This window comes from Gemmatimonas sp. (assembly GCF_031426495.1).
Lineage (GTDB): Bacteria > Gemmatimonadota > Gemmatimonadetes > Gemmatimonadales > Gemmatimonadaceae > Gemmatimonas.
Genome location: NZ_JANPLK010000070.1, coordinates 1 through 18,236 on the forward strand (window position 1 = coordinate 1; position 18,236 = coordinate 18,236).

Here is an 18,236-nt window from a genome sequence, read left to right on the forward strand (position 1 = left end):
TCGTTGAACGCGCGCGTTCAACGACTCTGACCCCTTGAACTCCCCCTGCTTCCTAGGGAGTCGCAGTTGTCAGCGCCCGCTACGCGCTCCGCACCACCGCCCCCCGCATCTCACTCGCGGACAACACCACCGCATCACCGAGCGCCGTACGCCGCCCCGTCAGATCACTGAGATCTGACCCGTGGTATGCCTCCTCGCCGTGTTCCGCCAAGTCGATGCCCTGCACTTCGGCGTCCACGCGGATGCGCAGTGGCATCACGAGCTTGAGCGCAGACAGGATGCCGAAGCTCGCGGTGCCAGCGAAGGCGACCGTGGCCACGACGGCGAGCACCTGAATGCCGACTAATGTGGGGTTGCCACGCAGGAGGCCGTCGGCGCCGATGGGGTTCACATCCTTCGACGCGAACACACCGGTGAGCACGGCGCCCATGATGCCGGCCACGCCGTGACAGGCGAACACGTCGAGTGTGTCGTCGAGCGCGGTCTTGGCGCGGTAGTGCAGCACGAAGAACGAGACCGGGGCCGCGAGGAACCCGATGGCAAGCGCCGACATGGGCGTTACGAAGCCCGCGGCGGGCGTGATCGCCACCAGCCCGACAACAGCACCAGTCGCGGCACCGACGGCCGTCGCGCGACCGCCCTTGTACAACTCCAGCGCAATCCACGTCAGCAAGCTCGCCGCGGCGGCGGCGTGCGTCGTCACCAGCGCGTTCGCGGCAATGCCATCGGCCGCAAGTGCCGAGCCGGCGTTGAAGCCGAACCAGCCGAACCAGAGCATGCCCGCACCAAGCAGCGCGAAGGGCACGTTGTGCGGGACGGTGGGAATGCGCTTGAAGTCCCGACGCGGTCCGAGGACCTTGGCCAGCACCAGCGCCGTGATGCCGGCGCTGATGTGCACCACGGTGCCGCCGGCGAAGTCGAGCGCGCCGAGCGTGCGCAACCAGCCGCCGTCGCCCCACACCCAATGGGCCAGCGGATCATAGACCAGCGTGGTCCAGATCAGGCCGAAGGTGAGATAGGCCACGAACCGCATCCGATCGATGATCGCGCCGGAGAAGAGCGCCACCGTAATCCCGGCGAACATCGCCTGAAACGCGGCAAAGAGCAGATGCGGGAGCGCTGCGGCGTAGGTGGGATTCGGCATGGCGGTGACGCCCTGAAAACCTACGAAGCTGAGGCCACCGATCCAGTTGGAGCCGGGACCGAACGCCAGACTGTACCCGAAGAGCACCCACTGCACGGTCACGGTCGCCAACGCACCGAGACTCATCAACATCGTATTGAGCGCGCTCTTGCTGCGAACAAGACCGCCGTAGAAGAACGCCAGCCCGGGCACCATGAACAACACGAGCGCAGTAGCGACCAGCACCCACGCCGTATCACCCGACGAGGTCGTTGCCGCTTGGATCATCGGAAGTCCTCCGGGTTGGGGACCCGCATTTCGAGCTGCGTCTGACGCATGATCTCGTCGGCATTGACGGCGGTAAGGGCGTAGTTGTCGCGCTCCCCAGTGCGAATGCGCACCGTGCGATCAAGTGGCAGCACGAAGATCTTTCCGTCGCCCACGTCACCGGTACGTGCCCCTTCGCAGATCGCGTCGATCGTGCGCTCGACGAACTCCTCCGAACAGGCCATTTCGATCCGGACCTTTTCGTGGAACTCGAGCACGACCGATTCTCCGCGATATTGTTGTACGACGTCGCGCTCCCCACCGTGCCCGCTGACGCGGGACAGCGTCATGCCGGTCACGCCGACTTGAAAGAGCGCACGTTTCACATCCGCCAGCTTCTCCGGGCGGATGATGGCGACGATAAGCTTCATGGTGTTTGGGGCGAAGGGCGGCCGGTCGCAGTACGATCCCCGAGATCAAGCGCCTGCAGCGGGGGAGCGTTTCCGGCCTCGCCCAATTGTACGCACGAACACAACAGCTCGCTGGCCTCCGCCGCATTCCCGACTCTTTCCTGAATCTGAGATTCACTATGTCGTCACTCGGCACGATCGCCATCCTCGTCGGCCCGGACTACGAAGACTTGGAGGTCTGGTATCCGAAGCTCCGCCTCGAAGAAGCGGGCTATCACACCCCGCTGATCGGCAACGGGGACGCGTTGTATCACGGCAAGTGGGGCTATCCGGCCACAATGGACGGTCAGGTGGCCGATCTCGATCCGGCAACCCTGTGCGGCGTGGTGGCGCCTGGTGGTTGGGCCCCCGACAAGCTGCGGCGCGATCCGGCGGTCCTGTCGCTCGTGCGGCGCGTGTTCGAACAGGGGGGCATCGTGGGCACCATCTGCCACGGCCCGTGGATTCTCATTTCGGCTGGTATCGTGCGCGGCAAGCGCATGACGTCGTCCTTGGGCATTCGGGACGATCTCACCAACGCCGGCGCCCTCTGGGTCGACGAGCCCGCCGTGGTCGATGGCACCATCGTGAGCGCCCGCGTGCCGAAAGATTTGCCGGACTTCACGCGAGCGATGCTGCGCGCACTCAGCGAACCGCGCTAGGCGGACCGAACCGCGACCGCCACCGGTTCCCGGCGCGCAAGCAGCGTCACCAACTCGGCTTTCGGCTCGAGGATATCGGCCAGCGTCTTCCGATCGAGGACGGCAAAAAACGCGTGCAGCGCCTCATCCAACGTGCCGGCCAACCGACACGCCGACGAGATCGGACACGTGTTGTGCTCGGGATCGAAACACTCCACGAGCGCGAGGTTCTCCTCGGTCTGTTGAATGAGCGTGCCGAGTGCGATATCGCCCGCCGGCTTGCCCAGGCGCACGCCCCCGTGCCGTCCTCGCACCGTTTCCACATAGCCGAACTCAGAAAGTCGATGGACGATTTTCACGAGATGCTCGTACGACATGTTCATGCGTTCGGCAATCTCGTTCACCGTAATGCAGCGCTCGGGTTCGAGACCCAGCAGCAGCAGGCAGCGCAACGCATTGTCGGTGAATCGTGTGAGTCGCATGCAGTGAAAGTGGCCGAATCGAGAAACGGGGATGTCAGGGTTTCCCTCTAAAGCAGCGGGGCTTCTCTGACTTTTTAATCGCATATCGCATCCGAGATTGATCTCCAGCGACACGTCGGCCACCGCAGGCCGCGCGCCGCACCCATTCTCTCCCAATCTCGGGGTTCTCCTATGTCTCTCTCTCGCCGCACGGGTTGGCTCGTGGCGACTGCGACCGTCGCCGCCACCATGGTGTACGGATTTGCGTGTGCGCCGGCCAATCGCCCCGCCGGGGCCGTCGGCAGTGCCGATGCTGCCAACAAGGTATATGTCGCGCCCGGCCAGCACGATGAGTTCTACGCGTTCATGTCCGGTGGGTTCAACGGACAGATCGGCGTGTACGGCCTGCCATCGGGCCGTCTGCTCAAGATCATCCCGGTGTTCTCGCAGTTCCCTGAGAACGGCTGGGGGTACTCGGAAGAGACCAAGCCGATGCTCGAAACGACGTTCGGCAATATCCCGTGGGATGATCTCCACCACACGGCGCTCTCGCAGACGAATGGCGAAGATGACGGCCGTTGGATTTTCGTCAATGCGAACAATACGCCGCGCGTGGCGCGCGTCGATCTGAACACGTTCGAAGCGTCGGAGATTCTGCAGATCCCGAACTCCGGCGGCAACCACGGGTCGCCATTCATTACGTCGAACAGCGAGTACGTGATCGCCTCCACGCGATTCTCCGTACCGATCCCGCAGGCCGACGTACCAATCGCTGACTACAAGAAGGCGTTCAAGGGCACGATCAGCTTCATCGCAGCGAACGAACCGGGCAAGATGGATGTCGCCTTCCAGCTGCTGGTTCCGGGTTACGACTATGACCTCGCGCGCGCCGGCAAGGGCCCGTCGAAGGATTGGGTATTCCTCACGTCGTACAACTCGGAGCAGGCGTACGAGAAGCTCGAGATCAACGCGTCGAAGGCCGACAAGGACTTCATCGCCGCGATCAACTGGAAGAGCCTCGAAGCGTGTGCGAAGAACGGCAAGGCCGAGAACTGGCCGGTCGACTACACGCACAACGTGATGGACGAGTTCTCCCGCGTGGCCCGCTCGGAGACCAAGAAGAGCGTGAAGATGCTCACGCCGCAGTCCTGCCCGAACTCGATCTTCTTCCTGCCCACGCCGAAATCACCGCATGGCGCCGACGTCGATCCCTCGGGCGAGTACATCGTGGCCGGCGGCAAGCTCGCCACCGTGATCCCGGTGCATTCGTTCACCAAACTGCAGCAGGCGATCAAGGACAAGGCGTTCGAAACGGAGATCAGCGGCATCCCCGTGCTCAAGTACGAAGCGATCCTTGCCGGTGAAGTGAAGGATCCGGGCCTCGGCCCGCTGCACACGGAGTTCGACGGCAAGGGCTACGCGTACACCTCGGTCTTCATCTCGTCGGAGATCGTGAAGTGGAAGCTCGGCACGTGGGAAGTCGTGGATCGCACGCCGACATACTACTCGGTGGGCCACCTCATGATTCCCGGTGGCGCCACGACCAAGCCGGCCGGCAAGTATGCGGTCGCGCTGAACAAGATCACGAAGGACCGCTATCTCCCCACCGGACCCGAGCTCACGCAGTCCGCGCAGCTGTACGACATCTCGGGCGAGAAGATGAAGCTGATTCTCGACTTCCCGACGACCGGCGAACCGCACTACGCGAATGCGATTCTCGCGAGCAAGATCGAGAAGCAGCAGAAGAAGTACTACTCGCTCGCCGAGAACCGTCATCCGCAGGTCGCGAAGGCGGAACGTGATGCCGGCGTGGAGCGGAAAGGCAAAGTGGTGCATGTGCGCATGACGGCCATCCGATCGCATTTCGCACCGGACAATATCGAAGGCGTGCAGGTCGGCGACACCGTGCTCTTCCACATCACGAATCTCGAGCAGGACTGGGACATTCCCCACGGCTTCGCGATTCAGGGGGCGATCAATTCCGAGCTGCTCATCATGCCGGGCGAGACGCGCACGCTGAAGTGGATCCCGAAGTCGATCGGCGTCTTCCCGATGTACTGCACCGATTTCTGCTCGGCGCTGCACCAGGAAATGCAAGGCTACGTCCGCGTGTCACCGGTAGGCTCGAGCGTGCCGCTCACGGCGAACACCCTGAAGGCCAAGGGCCAGGTTGCACGGGCAGCGCAGCGCGGGATCACGCTGCCGACGCCGCCGGGATCCAGCGCAGGCGCGGTAGACGCCCATGCTGGCCACCCCACGGGCACACCGAGACCCCGCTGATGCCTGCCTCACTGCGTGCCCGGCTCATGGTGGCGGTTTCGGCCGTCGCCCTGGCCGGCGCGCTCTTCTTCCCCCTGTGGCGCGTGTCCCTGACCGCGCCGCAGTACCCGGAGGGCTTGGGGATGCACATCTGGGCACACACGGTGTCCGGGGTGGAGCCCAACGACCTGCAGAATATCAACGGGTTGAACCACTACATCGGCATGAAGACGATCGTTCCGGAGAGCATCCCGGAGCTGAGGTTCATGCCGGCGGGCATCGTGGCGATGAGCGTGGCCGGGCTGCTGGTTGCCGCCATGGGACGCCGTCGCTGGATCCTGGCGTGGGGGAGCACGTTGCTGCTCTCGGCCGTGGTCGGGCTCGTCGACTTCTGGCGATGGGAGTACGACTACGGACACAACCTTGACCTCGAACACGCGCCGATCCAAGTGCCCGGCATGTCGTATCAGCCACCGCTGATCGGCAGCAAGAAGTTGCTCAACTTCACAGCCACCTCGCTTCCGGCCACGGGCGGACTTCTCGCCATCGCCAGTGTCATCCTCGCCGTCGGCGCGCCTCTGGTGGCGCGCCACGACGACGCCGGCCGCCGGGCATCAAGCACAGCGCACAGCAGAGCGCGGGGCATCGCATGAGCCGTTCACTCACGTCCGTCGCGGTGCTGGTGCTGGCCCTCTCGGCCAGCGCCTGCGGCTCCGGTCCACGTCCACTCGTCGCGGGCGAAGACTCCTGCCGGTACTGTCGTATGACCATTGACGATCCGCGTTTCGGCGCCATGGTGCTGACGGCCCGCGGACGCATCGAGACGTTCGACTCGATCGAATGTCTGGCGGGGTACGTCTCGTCGCTCCCGGCCGCGTCGCCCCCCCGCGCGATCTGGGTGGCGGACGTCGAAAACCCGTCGCGCTGGCTGGACGTGACCCACGCGCGCTTTCTGTACGGCGGCGCATTGCACTCCCCGATGGGACGCCGGCTCGCCGCATTGGATTCAGCGGCCGATATCGACGCCGTGCGTCAGCGGCTCGGTGGGGAGTTGATGACGTGGCCGCAGGTGCTGTTGCTCGTGAAGCAGCAGTCTGTGCCAACGGCGGCACCTGCCCCGTCACCGCAGACCCGGCAATGATCGTTTCACTCGCGCTCTTCGCGACGCTGGCCATAACGCGTGCGGACACGGTGTTCGTGTCGTCGCAGCGCGCGACCACGGCCACCGCATCCGGTACGACGGTTCGGACGGTTACGGAAGCGATCCGCGTGGTGTCACGCAACGGCGTGGTCCGCGTGCGGGCTGGCGTATACATCGAACCGACGCTCGTCATCCGACAACCGCTCACGTTGGAAGGCGAGCGCGGAGCGATCCTGGATGGTGGCGGGGTGCGAGAAATCCTCGTGGTCGGCGCCGACTCGGTGACCGTGCGCGGGATGACGTTTCGCAACACGGGCAGCAGCCAAGCCACCGATCGCGCGGCGTTGCGTGTGGTGGAAGCGGCTGGCTGTCTGATCGAAGGCAACACGTTCACGAACACCCTCTTTGGTATCTATCTGCAGCGGGCCAGCGCGTGTCTGGTGCGCCGAAATGTTCTCGATGGAATGGCGGGCTCCCAGACGGTGACGGGCAACGGACTGCACCTCTGGTCGAGCCGCGACATCGTGCTCGAAGACAACGTGATCCGCGGTCACCGCGATGGGATCTATTTCGAGTTCGTGACCAATAGCCGCGTGCGCCGCAACCTGAGCACGGGCAGTCATCGCTACGGGCTGCACTTCATGTTCTCCGACTCGTGCCGTTACGAAGACAACACGTTCCGTGCCAATGAGTCCGGCGTCGCCGTGATGTACTCGAAGCGTGTGCAGATCACCGGCAACACCTTCGAACGCAATCGCGGCAGCGCCGCCTACGGACTGTTGCTCAAGGAAATCACTGACAGCGAAGTCCGCGGCAACCGGTTCATCGAGAATTCGATCGCGCTGCATCTCGAAGGCGCGAGCCGGAACGCGGTGATTGACAACGACTTCGTGCGCAACGGCTGGGCGGTACGGGTGCTGGCGGATGCCCAGGACAATGTGCTGCGCGGCAATGCGTTTTCGGGGAACGTCTTCGACGTTGGCACCAACAGCCGGCGCAACTACAGCACATTCACCGGCAACTGGTGGGATCGGTACGCCGGCTATGACCTCGATCACGACGGCCGCGGCGATGTGACGCACGCGCCGGTTCGCCTCTTTGCCTTGCTGGTCGAACAGTCACCGGCCGCGCTGGTACTCACCAGGAGCTTGCTGGTCGATCTGCTGGACATCGCGGAGCGCGTCGTACCAGCGCTCACGCCGGAAACACTGCGCGACGCGTCGCCGCTCATGCGTACTCCCCGGAAACTACCATGACCACTGCGCTCCTGAGGCGCCCCGCCTGCGAGGTCCGTACGACGACAACGCCGATCATCCCGCTGCACCGTCCGGCTTCGTCGCTGGTCGAGATCCGGAGTCTGGTGAAGTCCTTTGGCCGTCGCCGAGTGCTCGATGGCGTGAATCTCGACATTGCCCGCGGCGCCGTCACCGCCATCATCGGACCGAACGGCGCCGGCAAGACGACACTGAACAAAGTCCTGCTCGGTCTCGTGCACGCCGACTCCGGCAGTATCTCGTTTGATGGCGTCGATGTCGCGGGCCAGATCGCGTATCGCGCGCGCATCGGGTACATGCCGCAGGCCGCGCGGTTCCCCGAGAGTTACACCGGTCAGGATGTGCTCGACTTACTACGTGACTTGCGCGGCGAGACGACCCCACGCGATGTCTCGCTCATCGAGCGTCTCGGGGTCGACGCCTTTCTCACGCAACCCGTACGTACTCTCTCCGGCGGACAACGGCAGCGGCTGAATGCGGTAGCGGCGTTTCTCTTTGCGCCCGATCTCCTGCTGCTCGACGAGCCCACCGCGGGTCTCGATCCGATTGCCAGTGGCATCCTCAAGGAGAAGATCCGTGCGGTTCGCGACGAAGGACGGGCGGTCATCATCACGTCGCACATCCTGAGCGAGCTACAGGAGTTCAGCGACACGGTGGTGTTCCTGCATGAGGGACGCGTGCGCTGGGCGGGCCCGCTCACGGCGCTGCTGCACACCACGCAGGCGGACTCGCTCGAGCGTGCCATCGCGCACCTGATGCAGTCGGAGTACACGACCGTCGGAGCCCACGCATGAGCGCGGCATCGCGGTCCACCATCGCCACCGTGCTGCGGCACGAAGCGCGCGCCGTCCTCAAGAATCGCGGCGTGCTGCTGTTCGGCGGCGGCATTCTGCTGCTCACCGAATGCATGCTGCGTCTCACCGGCAGCGGGCCACGCGCGCTGTCGTCGCTGCTCGGTCTGGTGTTGCTGGTCGTGCCATTGGTCACGATGCTGTTCGGCGTGATCACCTGGCACGCCTCACGTGAGTTCAACGAACTGCTGCTCGCGCAGCCGGTTCGGCGTTCGGCGCTGTTCGGCGGTCTGTATCTGGGCCTGGTGCTGCCGCTGGCGGCGGCTTTCACGCTGGGACTGCTGCTGCCGTTCGCCGTGCACCGCGCCCTGGGCAGCGACGCCCTCCCGTTGCTGGCCGCAACACTGGCCGGCGGCGTGGCGCTGACGTTCGTGTTCGGCGGTCTCGCGCTGCTGATCGGCGTGGCCATCGAAGATCGACTGCGCGGCGTCGGTACCGCGATCGCGGTGTGGATGCTGCTCACGATCGGTTACGACGGGCTGATGCTGTTGGTCGCAACCACGTTCACCGATTACCCGCTGGAGAAGCCGATGCTGGCCCTCACCCTCGCCAACCCGGTCGATCTGGCGCGCACGTTAATCGTGATGCAAAGCGACGCCGCGGCATTGATGGGTTATACCGGCGCGCTCATGCATCGCTTCCTCGGCAGCGTGCTGGGGTCGCTGGCCGCGATCTCCGGGTTGCTCCTCTGGATTCTCACCCCTGCCTGGGCAGGACGGCGCGCCTTCGAGCGTCGCGACTTCTGACCGTAGTCCCCATCACGGCCATTTCCCCTCCGCCTCACACACTTCTCCGGTACTTCCTGATGTCTACCCGTAATGCTGTGACCCGCTTCGCGTTCGCGACCGCTTCCCTGCTCCTCGTTGCCTGCGGCGGAGAGAAAGCCGCGTCGACCGACACTGCCGCTGGTGGCGCGCCCAGCCCGGCCGCCGCGCCAGCGAACGCACCCAAGCCCACGGGCACCGTCATCACGATCGAGATGATCACCGACGAGACTGGCAATTACTTCAAGCCTAAAGAGATCGAAGCCAAGCCGGGTGACGTGCTCAAGTTCGTGCTGGTCGCCGGCGTGCATAATGTGCACTTTCTCGCCGACTCGAATCCCGGCATACCGGACCTGCCACCGATGTCTACGTTCGCGCAGCTGCCCGGTCAGGAGCTCCTCGTCCCGGTGAACTTCGCCGCGGGCAAGAGCTACTACTTCCAGTGCGACCCGCACGCGCTGCTCGGCATGGTCGGCAAGCTCAAGGTCGAGAACGAGTAATTCGTCACGGCAACGGCGAACGGGAAAAGCCACAGCGGGAACACGGAGGGAACAGATTTCACCGATCACACAGATAAGCAAAAGCGCTCTTGGTTTATCTGTGTGATCCGTGCAATCCGCCAGCTCCGTGTTCCCGCTGTTGCTTTTGCGTTTCGCCGCCGCGCCTAGCTCGCGCCGTCGGTCACCAGCGTGTCGTACTGTCGGCCGCGCCAACGCGTTGGCGTGCGGGCGGTGCTGAGCGTGAGGCGCCAGGCGGCAGCCGTGTCGGACAGCCACGAGAACCAGAACGGCCAGCCGCGTTCGGCGTAGCTGTTGCGTAGCGCAACGAGCATCATCAGCCGCACCAGCAGCGCCGACGCGTTCACGAGCACCAGCGCCTCGAGGAGCATCGTCTGCGGATTGTCGGCCGCGGGCCAACCCATCGACCCGAGCACGGCGCCGAGCACGAGCAGCATCGGCAGCGGCAACGCCTGTGCACTCCACACCAACACCACGTCGACCCAGCGACGCCAGGTCGGTGTGGCGTCCTTCAAGTCGAAGCTGCGTCCCCACTCGCGCCACATCTCTGCCAGTGAGACGTACGCACTCACTTGAATGATGCGCGAGCCGTCGAGAAAGCCCACGCGTGCGCCATGTGAGGCGAGGTGCCGCGCCAGCGTGACGTCATCGCAAAACGACGCACGGGCGGGTGCATAGCCGCCGTGCTGCTCCAGCAGCGCCCGGCGCGCCACGAAACACTGTCCATTCGCGAGCACACGATCAGGAGGTGGCTGGGTGGCGCCCGCCGCACCGCAGCGATACACCAGCGTGACCAGCATCGCCGGTTGCACGAAGCGTTCGGCCGATGTCTGGTCGCGGAACTGCGGCGAAAACGACGCCACGTCGTAACCGTCTTGTTCGACGGCGTCGACCACCGCGCCAACCAACCCGGGTGCGGGAACGGTGTCGGCGTCAATGCCAAGCACCCACGCGCCCTTGGCCTGCCGGAGACCCGTTTCGAGCGCCCACACCTTGCCCACCCAACCGGCCGGGAGCGGCTCGTCGGTGATCAGGCGAATGCGCGGATCACGCGCCGACGCCGCCTCGACCAGTTCGCGCGTGCCGTCGGTCGAATGGCTGTCCACGACGAGCACTTCAAGCATCGGTGCCGTCTGCGCGGTGAGACCGGCGAGACAGGGGCCGAGGCGCTTCGCTTCGTTGAGCGTGGCCACGATCACCGTCACCGTGGTGTCGGTGCGGGGCGTAAGTCGGGGCGCGATGGGTGGACGGCGAGTCCGCCCCGGCATGAGGCGCGTGAGCAGCAACAGCAACAGCGGCACCTGAACGGCGAGCAGCGTCAGCCCCACGCCGCGCGCGACGTCGACCAGCGGGAAGGACATGCTCATATCGCCGGCTCGCGGGAGATGCGCGTGCGGACGGCAGGCGAGACGACCGGCTCGGTCAGCGCGAGCCTGGCGACCGCCTTCGCCATGTCACCAAAGATGAACAGGTGTGCCGGATACATCGCGTACCAGTAAAGAAGTCCGAAAAGACCGCGGGGCGCGAAGAGCGCCGTCTGGATCAACCGTGTGCCCTCACCTTCGGGCACGGCGGAAAATTGCAGCCATGCCTGACCGGGCACACGCATTTCAGCGCGCAGCCGTAACAGGCGCGGACGCTCGACCATCTCCACCCGCCAGAAGTCGACCGCCTCTCCAAGATACAACCACGCAGGGTCGCGCCGCCCCCGTCGAAGTCCGGGTCCGCCCACCAATCGGTCCAGAAAGCCCCGGATCTTCCAGAGCCAGTTCCAGGCGAGCCACCCTTGATCGCCTCCCAGCCGGCAGAAAGCGCGAAACACCTGATCGGGGCTGGCGTCCACGTAGATGGTGCGTGTCTCCTCGAGCACCCCCTCCCGGTCGCGCAGTTCGTACGACGCGCCGCCCCCCAGGGCGTCGCTCCAACGCGACTCCACGGCGTGCGCGGTCAGACGCGACAGCGCGCGCTGGACCGCCGTGCGATAGGCCATGGGGCGCACGTCAGGAAACAGCTCGCGGGCCTTACTGGTGTCGGCCAGCACCGGATGGGCAATGCCCTCGACCAGGGGCGTCGCCAACCGCGACGGAATCGGCGTGACCTTGTCGATCCAGAGGGCGGCTAACCGTGGCGACATCACCGGCACGGCAATGATCGTACGACGCAGGCCACGTACGGCGGCGTAGCCATGCAGCATGTCGCGAAACGACAGCACGTCGGCGCCACCGATCTCCACGATGCCGGCCGGGCCGTGCTCGCGAGCGCGAATCAGGTAGGTGAGCACGTCGCGCACGGCAATCGGCTGGACCTGATTCGTGATCCATTTGGGCGCGATCATGAACGGCAATCGCTCCGCCAGATACCGCACCATCTCAAACGATGCCGACCCCGAGCCGACGATCGGCCCGGCGCGGAACTCGGTGGTCGGCAGGCCACCCCGCAAAATCGCCCCCGTCTCGCCTCGACTCTGAAGATGCTCGCTGGCGTCGACGGTATCGGGGACTAGCCCGCCGAGGTAGATGCAGTGCTTCAGCGCCCGTCCCGCCTGCACGAAGTTCCGGGCGGCCACGCGGTCCCGCTCGGCGAAGTCGGTGGCGTGCGTCATGCTATGCACGAGGTAGTACGCCTGATCGACCCCATCGAGCGCACGATGAAGTGATGCCGGATCGAACAGGTCGCCGGTCACGACCTCCACGTCGTGTTCCCACCATCGCCCGTGAATGCGGCGCGGGTCACGGACCAGCAGTCGCACCGGAACGCCCCGCTCCACCAAACGTGAGGTGAGGCGGCCGCCGATGTAGCCTGTGGCGCCGGTAACGAGCACGGTCATGCGGAGGGGGGCGGAAGCCGTGAGACGGTGGCGGGTTCGGTGATCCGCACGTACGCTACTTAACGCTACGCCTCTTCCCTCTCCGCCGTTCCCATCTGCATGCCTCGCGCCAATCCATCCCCGGGACGCCTCCTGCTGCGTAATTGGGAACGACTTTCGGGTCTCCCCTTCGGCAAACGCCTGTTCAGCTGGGCGGTGGGGCGCACCGCGCCGTACACCGGGTCGGTGGGCGGCGTCTACACCGATGTCCGCCCCGGCTACGCGCGGGTCGAATTGCGCGACCGCAAGGCCGTCCGGAATCATTTGGCGTCGGTGCACGCCGTCGCGCTGGTGAATCTGGCCGAGATGACCAGTGGCGTGGCGCTTATGACCGCGTTGCCGCCAGGCGTGCGTGGCATCGTGACCGGCCTGCAGATCGAGTACCTCAAGAAGGCGCGTGGCACGCTGGTGTGCACGACCACCGCGCACGCGCCGAGCGACGTACCCGAGCCGATCACGCACGATGTGCAGGCGGACATCGCGAACGCTGACGGAGACGTGGTGGCACGCTGCCTCGTGCATTGGCGCTTGTCGCCGCCCGATCCTTCACGAGCGTCGGCCCGATGACGGACGCTGTTGCCCCGCCGGCCGACGCGCTCGCGTTCGACACGCCGCTCACCCGTCACGCGCACATTCGGGTGCCGCTGATCTGCGGGCCGATGTATCCCTGCAGCAATCCCGAGCTCGTGGCCGCCGTGAGTGCGGCCGGCGCGCTTGGTATCGTGCAACCGATCTCGCTCACGTACGTGCACGGCTACGACTTCCGCGAAGGGCTGCGCACCATCAATCGTCTCAGCGGCGGCGCACCGATCGGCTTCAACGCGCTCATCGAGGCGTCGTCGAAGACGTATCACAACCGCATGATCAAGTGGGTCGATATCGCGCTGGAGGAAGGCGTGCGATTCTTTCTGACGTCGCTGGGCAATCCGAAGTGGGTGTGCGATCGCGTACACGCGGTAGGTGGCGTGGTGTACCACGACATCACGGAGCTCAAGTGGGCGCAGAAGGGCCGTGACGGCGGGGTCGACGGACTCGTCGCGGTGAACCGCGAAGCGGGCGGCCATACCGGCTCACGCGATCCCCGCGCGCTGCTCGACGAGGTCAGCGCGCTCGGATTACCAGTGGTCGCCGCCGGCGGTGTGGGCGCACCCGACCAGTTCAAAGCGCTACTCGATATGGGTTACGCCGGTGTGCAGTTGGGCACGCGCTTCATCGCGACGCCGGAGTGCAACTCCGACGACGCCTACAAGTACGCGATCGTGGAGGCCAGTTCCCGTGACATCGTGCTCACCGAACGCCTCACTGGAGTGCCAGTTTCGGTGATCCGCACGCCATACGTGGAGAAACTCGGCACGAAAGTGGGCCCGATGTCCCGCTGGTTGTTCAAGGGACGCAAGACGAAGCATTGGATCCGCACGTTCTACGCGCTGCGCTCGCTCAGGCAGCTCAAGCGCTCGAGCATCGATGGCGCCACGCAGGACTACTGGCAGGCAGGACGTAGCGTCGATGCCATTCATGAGATCAAACCTGCAGGAGAGATTGTGCGCGAGTTCGCAAGTGCGTTGACGGGAACGGTAGTGAAAGCGGTCGTGTTACTGGCACTGCTGTTGGGGGCACCGCGCGACGCCACGGCGCAGGCGCAGCCCCAGCAGGTCATGACCAAGGGTCTGCGCGCGCCGGTCACGCTCGCGCGGGACAGCGCCGGCATCGTGCACATCGAGGCCGCGAACGAGCACGATCTGTTCTTCGCGCAGGGCTACAGTGCCGCGCGCGATCGCCTGTTTCAGCTCGAACTATGGCGGCGACAGGCAACGGGCACGATGGCCCAGGTGCTTGGACCACGCTGGGTGTCGCGTGATCGGGCATCGCGCTTGCTGCGCTATCGCGGGTCGATGACGACCGAGCTGGCGCATTATCATCCGCGCGGCGCAACCATCATCGGCGCGTTTGTGGATGGCGTGAACGCGTATATCGATCACGTGCGCGCCAATCCCGCCCTCATGCCACCGGAACTCACATGGCTGGGCATCGCGCCGCAGCATTGGACACCGGCGGTGGTGATCTCTCGGCACAACGCGTTGGCCTCGAACGCCGCCGACGAGCCGACCACCGCGCGCGCGGTGCGCGAGATCGGCGAGGGAGCAGTGGCGCGCCGGCGGCGCTACGAGCTCTCACCCGTGCGCCTGAGCCTCGACTCGCTCGTGGCCCGCGCGCTTGACGCCGCACCCGGCGCGCGCATGCTGGCCGACTACAACGACTTTAAGCAGGTCCCGAACTTTCGCACGGCGGAGTTACCGGAAGCGCTGCGGCGCGTGGCGCCGCCGGTTGACACGACAACACCGTCGTTCGATCGCTGGGAGAGCAACAACTGGGTGATCGCCGGATCACGCACGGCCAGCGGCAAGCCAATCGTGGCCAACGATCCGCATCGTACGATCGCGGCGCCGTCGCTGCGCTACATGGTGCACCTGAAGGCGCCGGGGTGGGATGTGATCGGCGGCGGCGAGCCGGCCATTCCCGGTGTCGCCATCGGGCACAACGAGCATGGCGCGTGGGGCCTCACGATTTTCGGCATCGACGCGGAGGATCTGTACACCTACCAGCTCGATGCGAAGGACGCGCGGTCGTATCGGTATCGCGGTGCCAGTGAGCGCATGCGACAGATTATCGATACGATCCGCGTGAAGGGCGCCGCGCCGGTGGTGGTCACGTTGCAGTACACGCGTCATGGTCCCGTGCTCCTGTCGGACGCGTCCAAGCGGGTGGCCGTGGCGCTGCGCGCGGCGTCGCTCGAGCCCGGTGGTGCGCCGTACCTGGCCAGCCTGCGTCTCGATCAAGCGCGCACGTGGAGTGAAGCGCGTACGGCGCTGTCGTTCGCGCGCATGCCGGCCCTCAACTGGATCTGGGCCGACACCAGTGGGGCGATCGGCTGGCAGAGCGCCGGCATCGCACCGATCCGCAAGAATTGGGATGGTCTCGTGCCGGTGCCGGGTGACGGTCGTTTCGAGTGGAGCGGCTTCCTGCCGATTCCAGAGTTGCCGCATGAGACGTCGCCATCGCGCGGCTACGTGGGGACCGCCAACGCGCTCAACGTTGAGGCGTCGTACCCCAATGCCAACGCCCTGGCGCGCCTGTGGGCGGAGCCGTTCCGCCGGGATCGTTTGCAGGAAGTGCTCGACACTACACGCAAGGCCACGCTGTCGCAGATGATGGCGCTGCAGCACGACGAAACCGCCCTGGCGGCGCGCGCCTTGGTGCCGCTCATCACGCAGATTACGCTCACGAGCTCCGCCTCGATCGCCGCGCGCGACACGATGCTGCGCTGGAACGGCGTGCTGTCGGCCAACTCGCGTGGTGCGGCCATCTATGCGGCGTGGGAGCGCAAGCTGCTCACACACACGGCGGACATCGTGCTGCCGCTGGCGGCACGTCCGCTGCTGCGCACCGTCGGCTTGTCACAGACCATCGAGTGGCTCACGCGTCCGGATTCCCTACTTGGCGAGAACCCGACGGTGGCACGCGATTTCATTCTGTTCCGGTCGTTCAACGAGGCCGTGGCAGACCTGTCGAAGCGATTCGGCAAGGACATGACCGATTGGCGGTACGGCGACGCGAAGATGCACCACGTACGCATTGCCCACCCGCTCGATATCGTGATCGCCGACTCGATCCGCTCGCGCCTGTCGCCAGGGCCGCTGGCTCGTGGCGGCTACGGCAACACCCTCAACGCCACTGGCAACAGCGACAACCAGACCGCCGGAGCGAGCTTCCGCGTGGTGATGGACCTCGCGAACTGGGATGGCGCGATGGTGACCAACACGCCCGGTCAGAGCGGCGATCCGCGCAGTCCGTACTACAGCAATCTCTTCGCCCCGTGGGTGCGCGGAGAGTATTCCCCGCTGCCGTATTCTCCGCGTGCCGTGAAGGCGCGAACGGCGGAGACCGTGGTCATCGTTCCGTAGTACTTCCTCAAACTTCAGGAGCCTTCCGATGCTCGCCTTCCGCCTGCCGCTCACCCTCGCCACCGCACTCCTCGCGACGACCACCCCAACGCGTCCCACCCCGCAACAGGACATGTCGTTCTTCATCACCAGCGTCGGCTCCGGCAATGGCGCGGCCCTCGGTGGACTCGAGGGCGCCGACAAACACTGCGCGACGCTCGCCGAAGCAGCCGGTGTACGCGGCAAGACATGGCATGCCTACTTGAGTCAGCAGGCGCTCGACGGCAAGTCGGCGGTGAACGCGCGCGACCGCATCGGCAAAGGTCCATGGAAGAATGCCAAAGGCGTGGTGGTAGCCACCAGCGTCGATGATCTGCACAGCGACAACAACAAGTTGTCGAAGGACAACAGCATCACCGAGAAGGGGATGCTGGTGAATGGTCGTGGCGATACGCCAAACACGCACGATGTGATGACGGGCTCGACGCTCGACGGCCGCGTGTCCACCGACGCCGGTGACAGCACCTGTAAGAACTGGACGAGCAGCGGCGAAGGCGCGGCGCTGGTCGGTCATCACGATCGTCAGGGTGGTGGCGCGAATCCGACGTCGTGGACTTTTGCCCACCCGTCGCGCGGATGCAGTCAGGAGAATCTGAAAGCATCCGGCGGGGCTGGTCTCTTCTACTGCTTTGCAGTCTAGTTCGCCGCCGTGCCGGCCTTCACGCCCTGCAACCAGAATGCGAACCACTGACGGATCCGTCCCAAGCGATCCACCAGTAGCCATGGCTCACCGGTGCGTGACAGGTCGTGGTTGGAACGCGGATAGCGCACCATCTCCACCGGCACGCCCTGCTTCTTCAGTGACATGAACCAGATCTCCGCACTCCCCATCGGCGTGCGGTGATCTTCTTCGCTCTGCACTAGCAGCATCGGCGTCTTCACCTTCTGCACGTAGCGGATCGGTGACAGCGTGTCGTAGAGCGCCTGATTGTCCCACGGCTTGCCGTAGAACTCGAACTCAGTAAGTCCCTGTGCATCGCTGCTCCCGTACCAATACGTCCAGTCGGTGATCGTGCGGTCGGTCTCGATCGCCTTGAAACGATCCGTCTTCGTCGCGATCCACGTGGTCATGAATCCGCCGTACGAGCCGCCCGTGGCGCCCATCTTCGTGCTGTCCACGTCGGCGCGCGCGGCGACAATGTCCACCGACTTCATGAGGTCTTCGTAGTCTTCCATACCCCAGCGGCCGCGCGTGCTGTACGTGAAGTCGGCGCCGTATCCGCTCGAGCCGCGCGGGTTCGTGAACAGCACGAACATGCCCTGCGCGGCGAGGTTCTGGAATTCGTCGAACCAGCCTTCGCCGTACGACGAGTGCGGTCCGCCGTGGATGTAGATCACCATCGGATACTTCTTGCCCGCCGTGTAGCCGTACGGCTTCATCAGCCACCCCTCGACCTCCAGCCCGCCGACGCTCGGGTAGGTGATCCGCTCGGCGTCGGAGAACGCGACCTCGCGCGTCAGCGCCTCGTTGAAGGCGGTGAGCTTCCGCTCCCCCTTCCCGTCCACGCCGGCGACGTAGAGCTCCGTCGGCTGCGTGACGCTGGACGCCACGTACGCCACGGTGCGCATCGACGCGTCGTAGGCGAAGCCGCTCATGCGCCGGCGCCCGCCGAGTAGCTCG

Annotated in this window: 17 protein-coding genes; 11 read left to right on the forward strand and 6 right to left on the reverse strand. The window is 65.3% G+C overall.

The features are described 5' to 3' along the window. Window positions 1-79: 79 nt before the first annotated feature. Window positions 80-1,411, reverse strand: a complete 1,332-nt coding sequence (locus RMP10_RS17450; RefSeq protein ID WP_310571434.1) for an ammonium transporter — start codon at window positions 1,409-1,411, stop codon at window positions 80-82. Then, window positions 1,408-1,821 carry a P-II family nitrogen regulator gene (locus RMP10_RS17455; RefSeq protein WP_310571435.1) on the reverse strand — a complete coding sequence of 138 codons (414 nt, stop codon included), beginning with the start codon at window positions 1,819-1,821 and terminating at the stop codon, window positions 1,408-1,410. The genes RMP10_RS17450 and RMP10_RS17455 overlap by 4 nt, the downstream gene beginning before the upstream one ends. 158 nt (window positions 1,822-1,979) lie before the next feature. On the opposite strand from RMP10_RS17455, the gene RMP10_RS17460 reads away from it, so the two are divergent. Continuing rightward, window positions 1,980-2,501: a type 1 glutamine amidotransferase domain-containing protein gene (locus RMP10_RS17460; RefSeq protein ID WP_310571436.1), complete on the forward strand. Its 522-nt coding sequence runs from the start codon at window positions 1,980-1,982 to the stop codon at window positions 2,499-2,501. Here RMP10_RS17460 and RMP10_RS17465 read toward each other — a convergent pair. Next, entirely contained in the window at window positions 2,498-2,962 is a 465-nt protein-coding gene (locus tag RMP10_RS17465; RefSeq protein WP_310571437.1) for an Rrf2 family transcriptional regulator, read from the reverse strand. The two genes, RMP10_RS17460 and RMP10_RS17465, sit on opposite strands and share 4 nt — an antisense overlap. A gap of 228 nt (window positions 2,963-3,190) precedes the next feature. Between RMP10_RS17465 and nosZ the strand changes: the two genes are divergently transcribed. The 7 genes from nosZ to RMP10_RS17500 are packed head-to-tail and all read left to right on the forward strand — an operon-like array spanning window position 3,191 to window position 9,730. Beyond that, window positions 3,191-5,221 (forward strand): Sec-dependent nitrous-oxide reductase, encoded by a 2,031-nt coding sequence (gene nosZ / locus RMP10_RS17470; RefSeq protein ID WP_345785820.1) that lies wholly within the window; start codon window positions 3,191-3,193, stop codon window positions 5,219-5,221. Beyond that, entirely contained in the window at window positions 5,221-5,853 is a 633-nt protein-coding gene (locus RMP10_RS17475; RefSeq protein ID WP_310571439.1) for a hypothetical protein, read from the forward strand. The genes nosZ and RMP10_RS17475 overlap by 1 nt, the downstream gene beginning before the upstream one ends. Beyond that, on the forward strand, window positions 5,850-6,341 hold the full coding sequence (locus RMP10_RS17480) for a nitrous oxide reductase accessory protein NosL (protein WP_309670310.1): 492 nt from the start codon (window positions 5,850-5,852) through the stop codon (window positions 6,339-6,341). Before RMP10_RS17475 ends, RMP10_RS17480 begins: the two co-directional genes overlap by 4 nt. Next, on the forward strand, window positions 6,338-7,597 hold the full coding sequence (locus RMP10_RS17485; RefSeq protein WP_310571440.1) for a nitrous oxide reductase family maturation protein NosD: 1,260 nt from the start codon (window positions 6,338-6,340) through the stop codon (window positions 7,595-7,597). The genes RMP10_RS17480 and RMP10_RS17485 overlap by 4 nt, the downstream gene beginning before the upstream one ends. Beyond that, a complete protein-coding gene (locus RMP10_RS17490) occupies window positions 7,594-8,409 on the forward strand; it encodes an ABC transporter ATP-binding protein (protein ID WP_310571441.1) in 816 nt (271 codons plus the stop codon). The genes RMP10_RS17485 and RMP10_RS17490 overlap by 4 nt, the downstream gene beginning before the upstream one ends. Further along, the gene (locus tag RMP10_RS17495; RefSeq protein ID WP_310571442.1) at window positions 8,406-9,212 is read left to right on the forward strand and encodes an ABC transporter permease subunit; all 807 of its coding nucleotides are present in this window, start codon (window positions 8,406-8,408) and stop codon (window positions 9,210-9,212) included. Before RMP10_RS17490 ends, RMP10_RS17495 begins: the two co-directional genes overlap by 4 nt. Before the next feature lie 59 nt (window positions 9,213-9,271). After that, the gene (locus RMP10_RS17500) at window positions 9,272-9,730 is read left to right on the forward strand and encodes a plastocyanin/azurin family copper-binding protein (protein WP_310571443.1); all 459 of its coding nucleotides are present in this window, start codon (window positions 9,272-9,274) and stop codon (window positions 9,728-9,730) included. A gap of 164 nt (window positions 9,731-9,894) precedes the next feature. Here the strand turns inward: RMP10_RS17500 and RMP10_RS17505 are convergent, their stop codons facing one another. Then, entirely contained in the window at window positions 9,895-11,115 is a 1,221-nt protein-coding gene (locus tag RMP10_RS17505) for a glycosyltransferase family 2 protein (RefSeq protein ID WP_310571444.1), read from the reverse strand. Next, the gene (locus RMP10_RS17510) at window positions 11,112-12,575 is read right to left on the reverse strand and encodes an SDR family oxidoreductase (protein WP_310571445.1); all 1,464 of its coding nucleotides are present in this window, start codon (window positions 12,573-12,575) and stop codon (window positions 11,112-11,114) included. The genes RMP10_RS17505 and RMP10_RS17510 overlap by 4 nt, the downstream gene beginning before the upstream one ends. 99 nt (window positions 12,576-12,674) lie before the next feature. Between RMP10_RS17510 and RMP10_RS17515 the strand changes: the two genes are divergently transcribed. From RMP10_RS17515 to RMP10_RS17525, 3 genes are all read left to right on the forward strand, one after another. Then, window positions 12,675-13,181 (forward strand): hotdog fold domain-containing protein, encoded by a 507-nt coding sequence (locus RMP10_RS17515; protein ID WP_309670317.1) that lies wholly within the window; start codon window positions 12,675-12,677, stop codon window positions 13,179-13,181. Further along, window positions 13,178-16,576 (forward strand): penicillin acylase family protein, encoded by a 3,399-nt coding sequence (locus RMP10_RS17520; RefSeq protein ID WP_310571446.1) that lies wholly within the window; start codon window positions 13,178-13,180, stop codon window positions 16,574-16,576. Before RMP10_RS17515 ends, RMP10_RS17520 begins: the two co-directional genes overlap by 4 nt. A gap of 112 nt (window positions 16,577-16,688) precedes the next feature. Then, window positions 16,689-17,255 carry a hypothetical protein gene (locus tag RMP10_RS17525; RefSeq protein ID WP_345785821.1) on the forward strand — a complete coding sequence of 189 codons (567 nt, stop codon included), beginning with the start codon at window positions 16,689-16,691 and terminating at the stop codon, window positions 17,253-17,255. On the opposite strand, the gene RMP10_RS17530 is transcribed toward RMP10_RS17525, so the two are convergent. Then, window positions 17,252-18,236 (reverse strand): S9 family peptidase (locus RMP10_RS17530; RefSeq protein WP_310571448.1); only part of this gene is annotated, 985 nt, incomplete at its 5' end. The two genes, RMP10_RS17525 and RMP10_RS17530, sit on opposite strands and share 4 nt — an antisense overlap.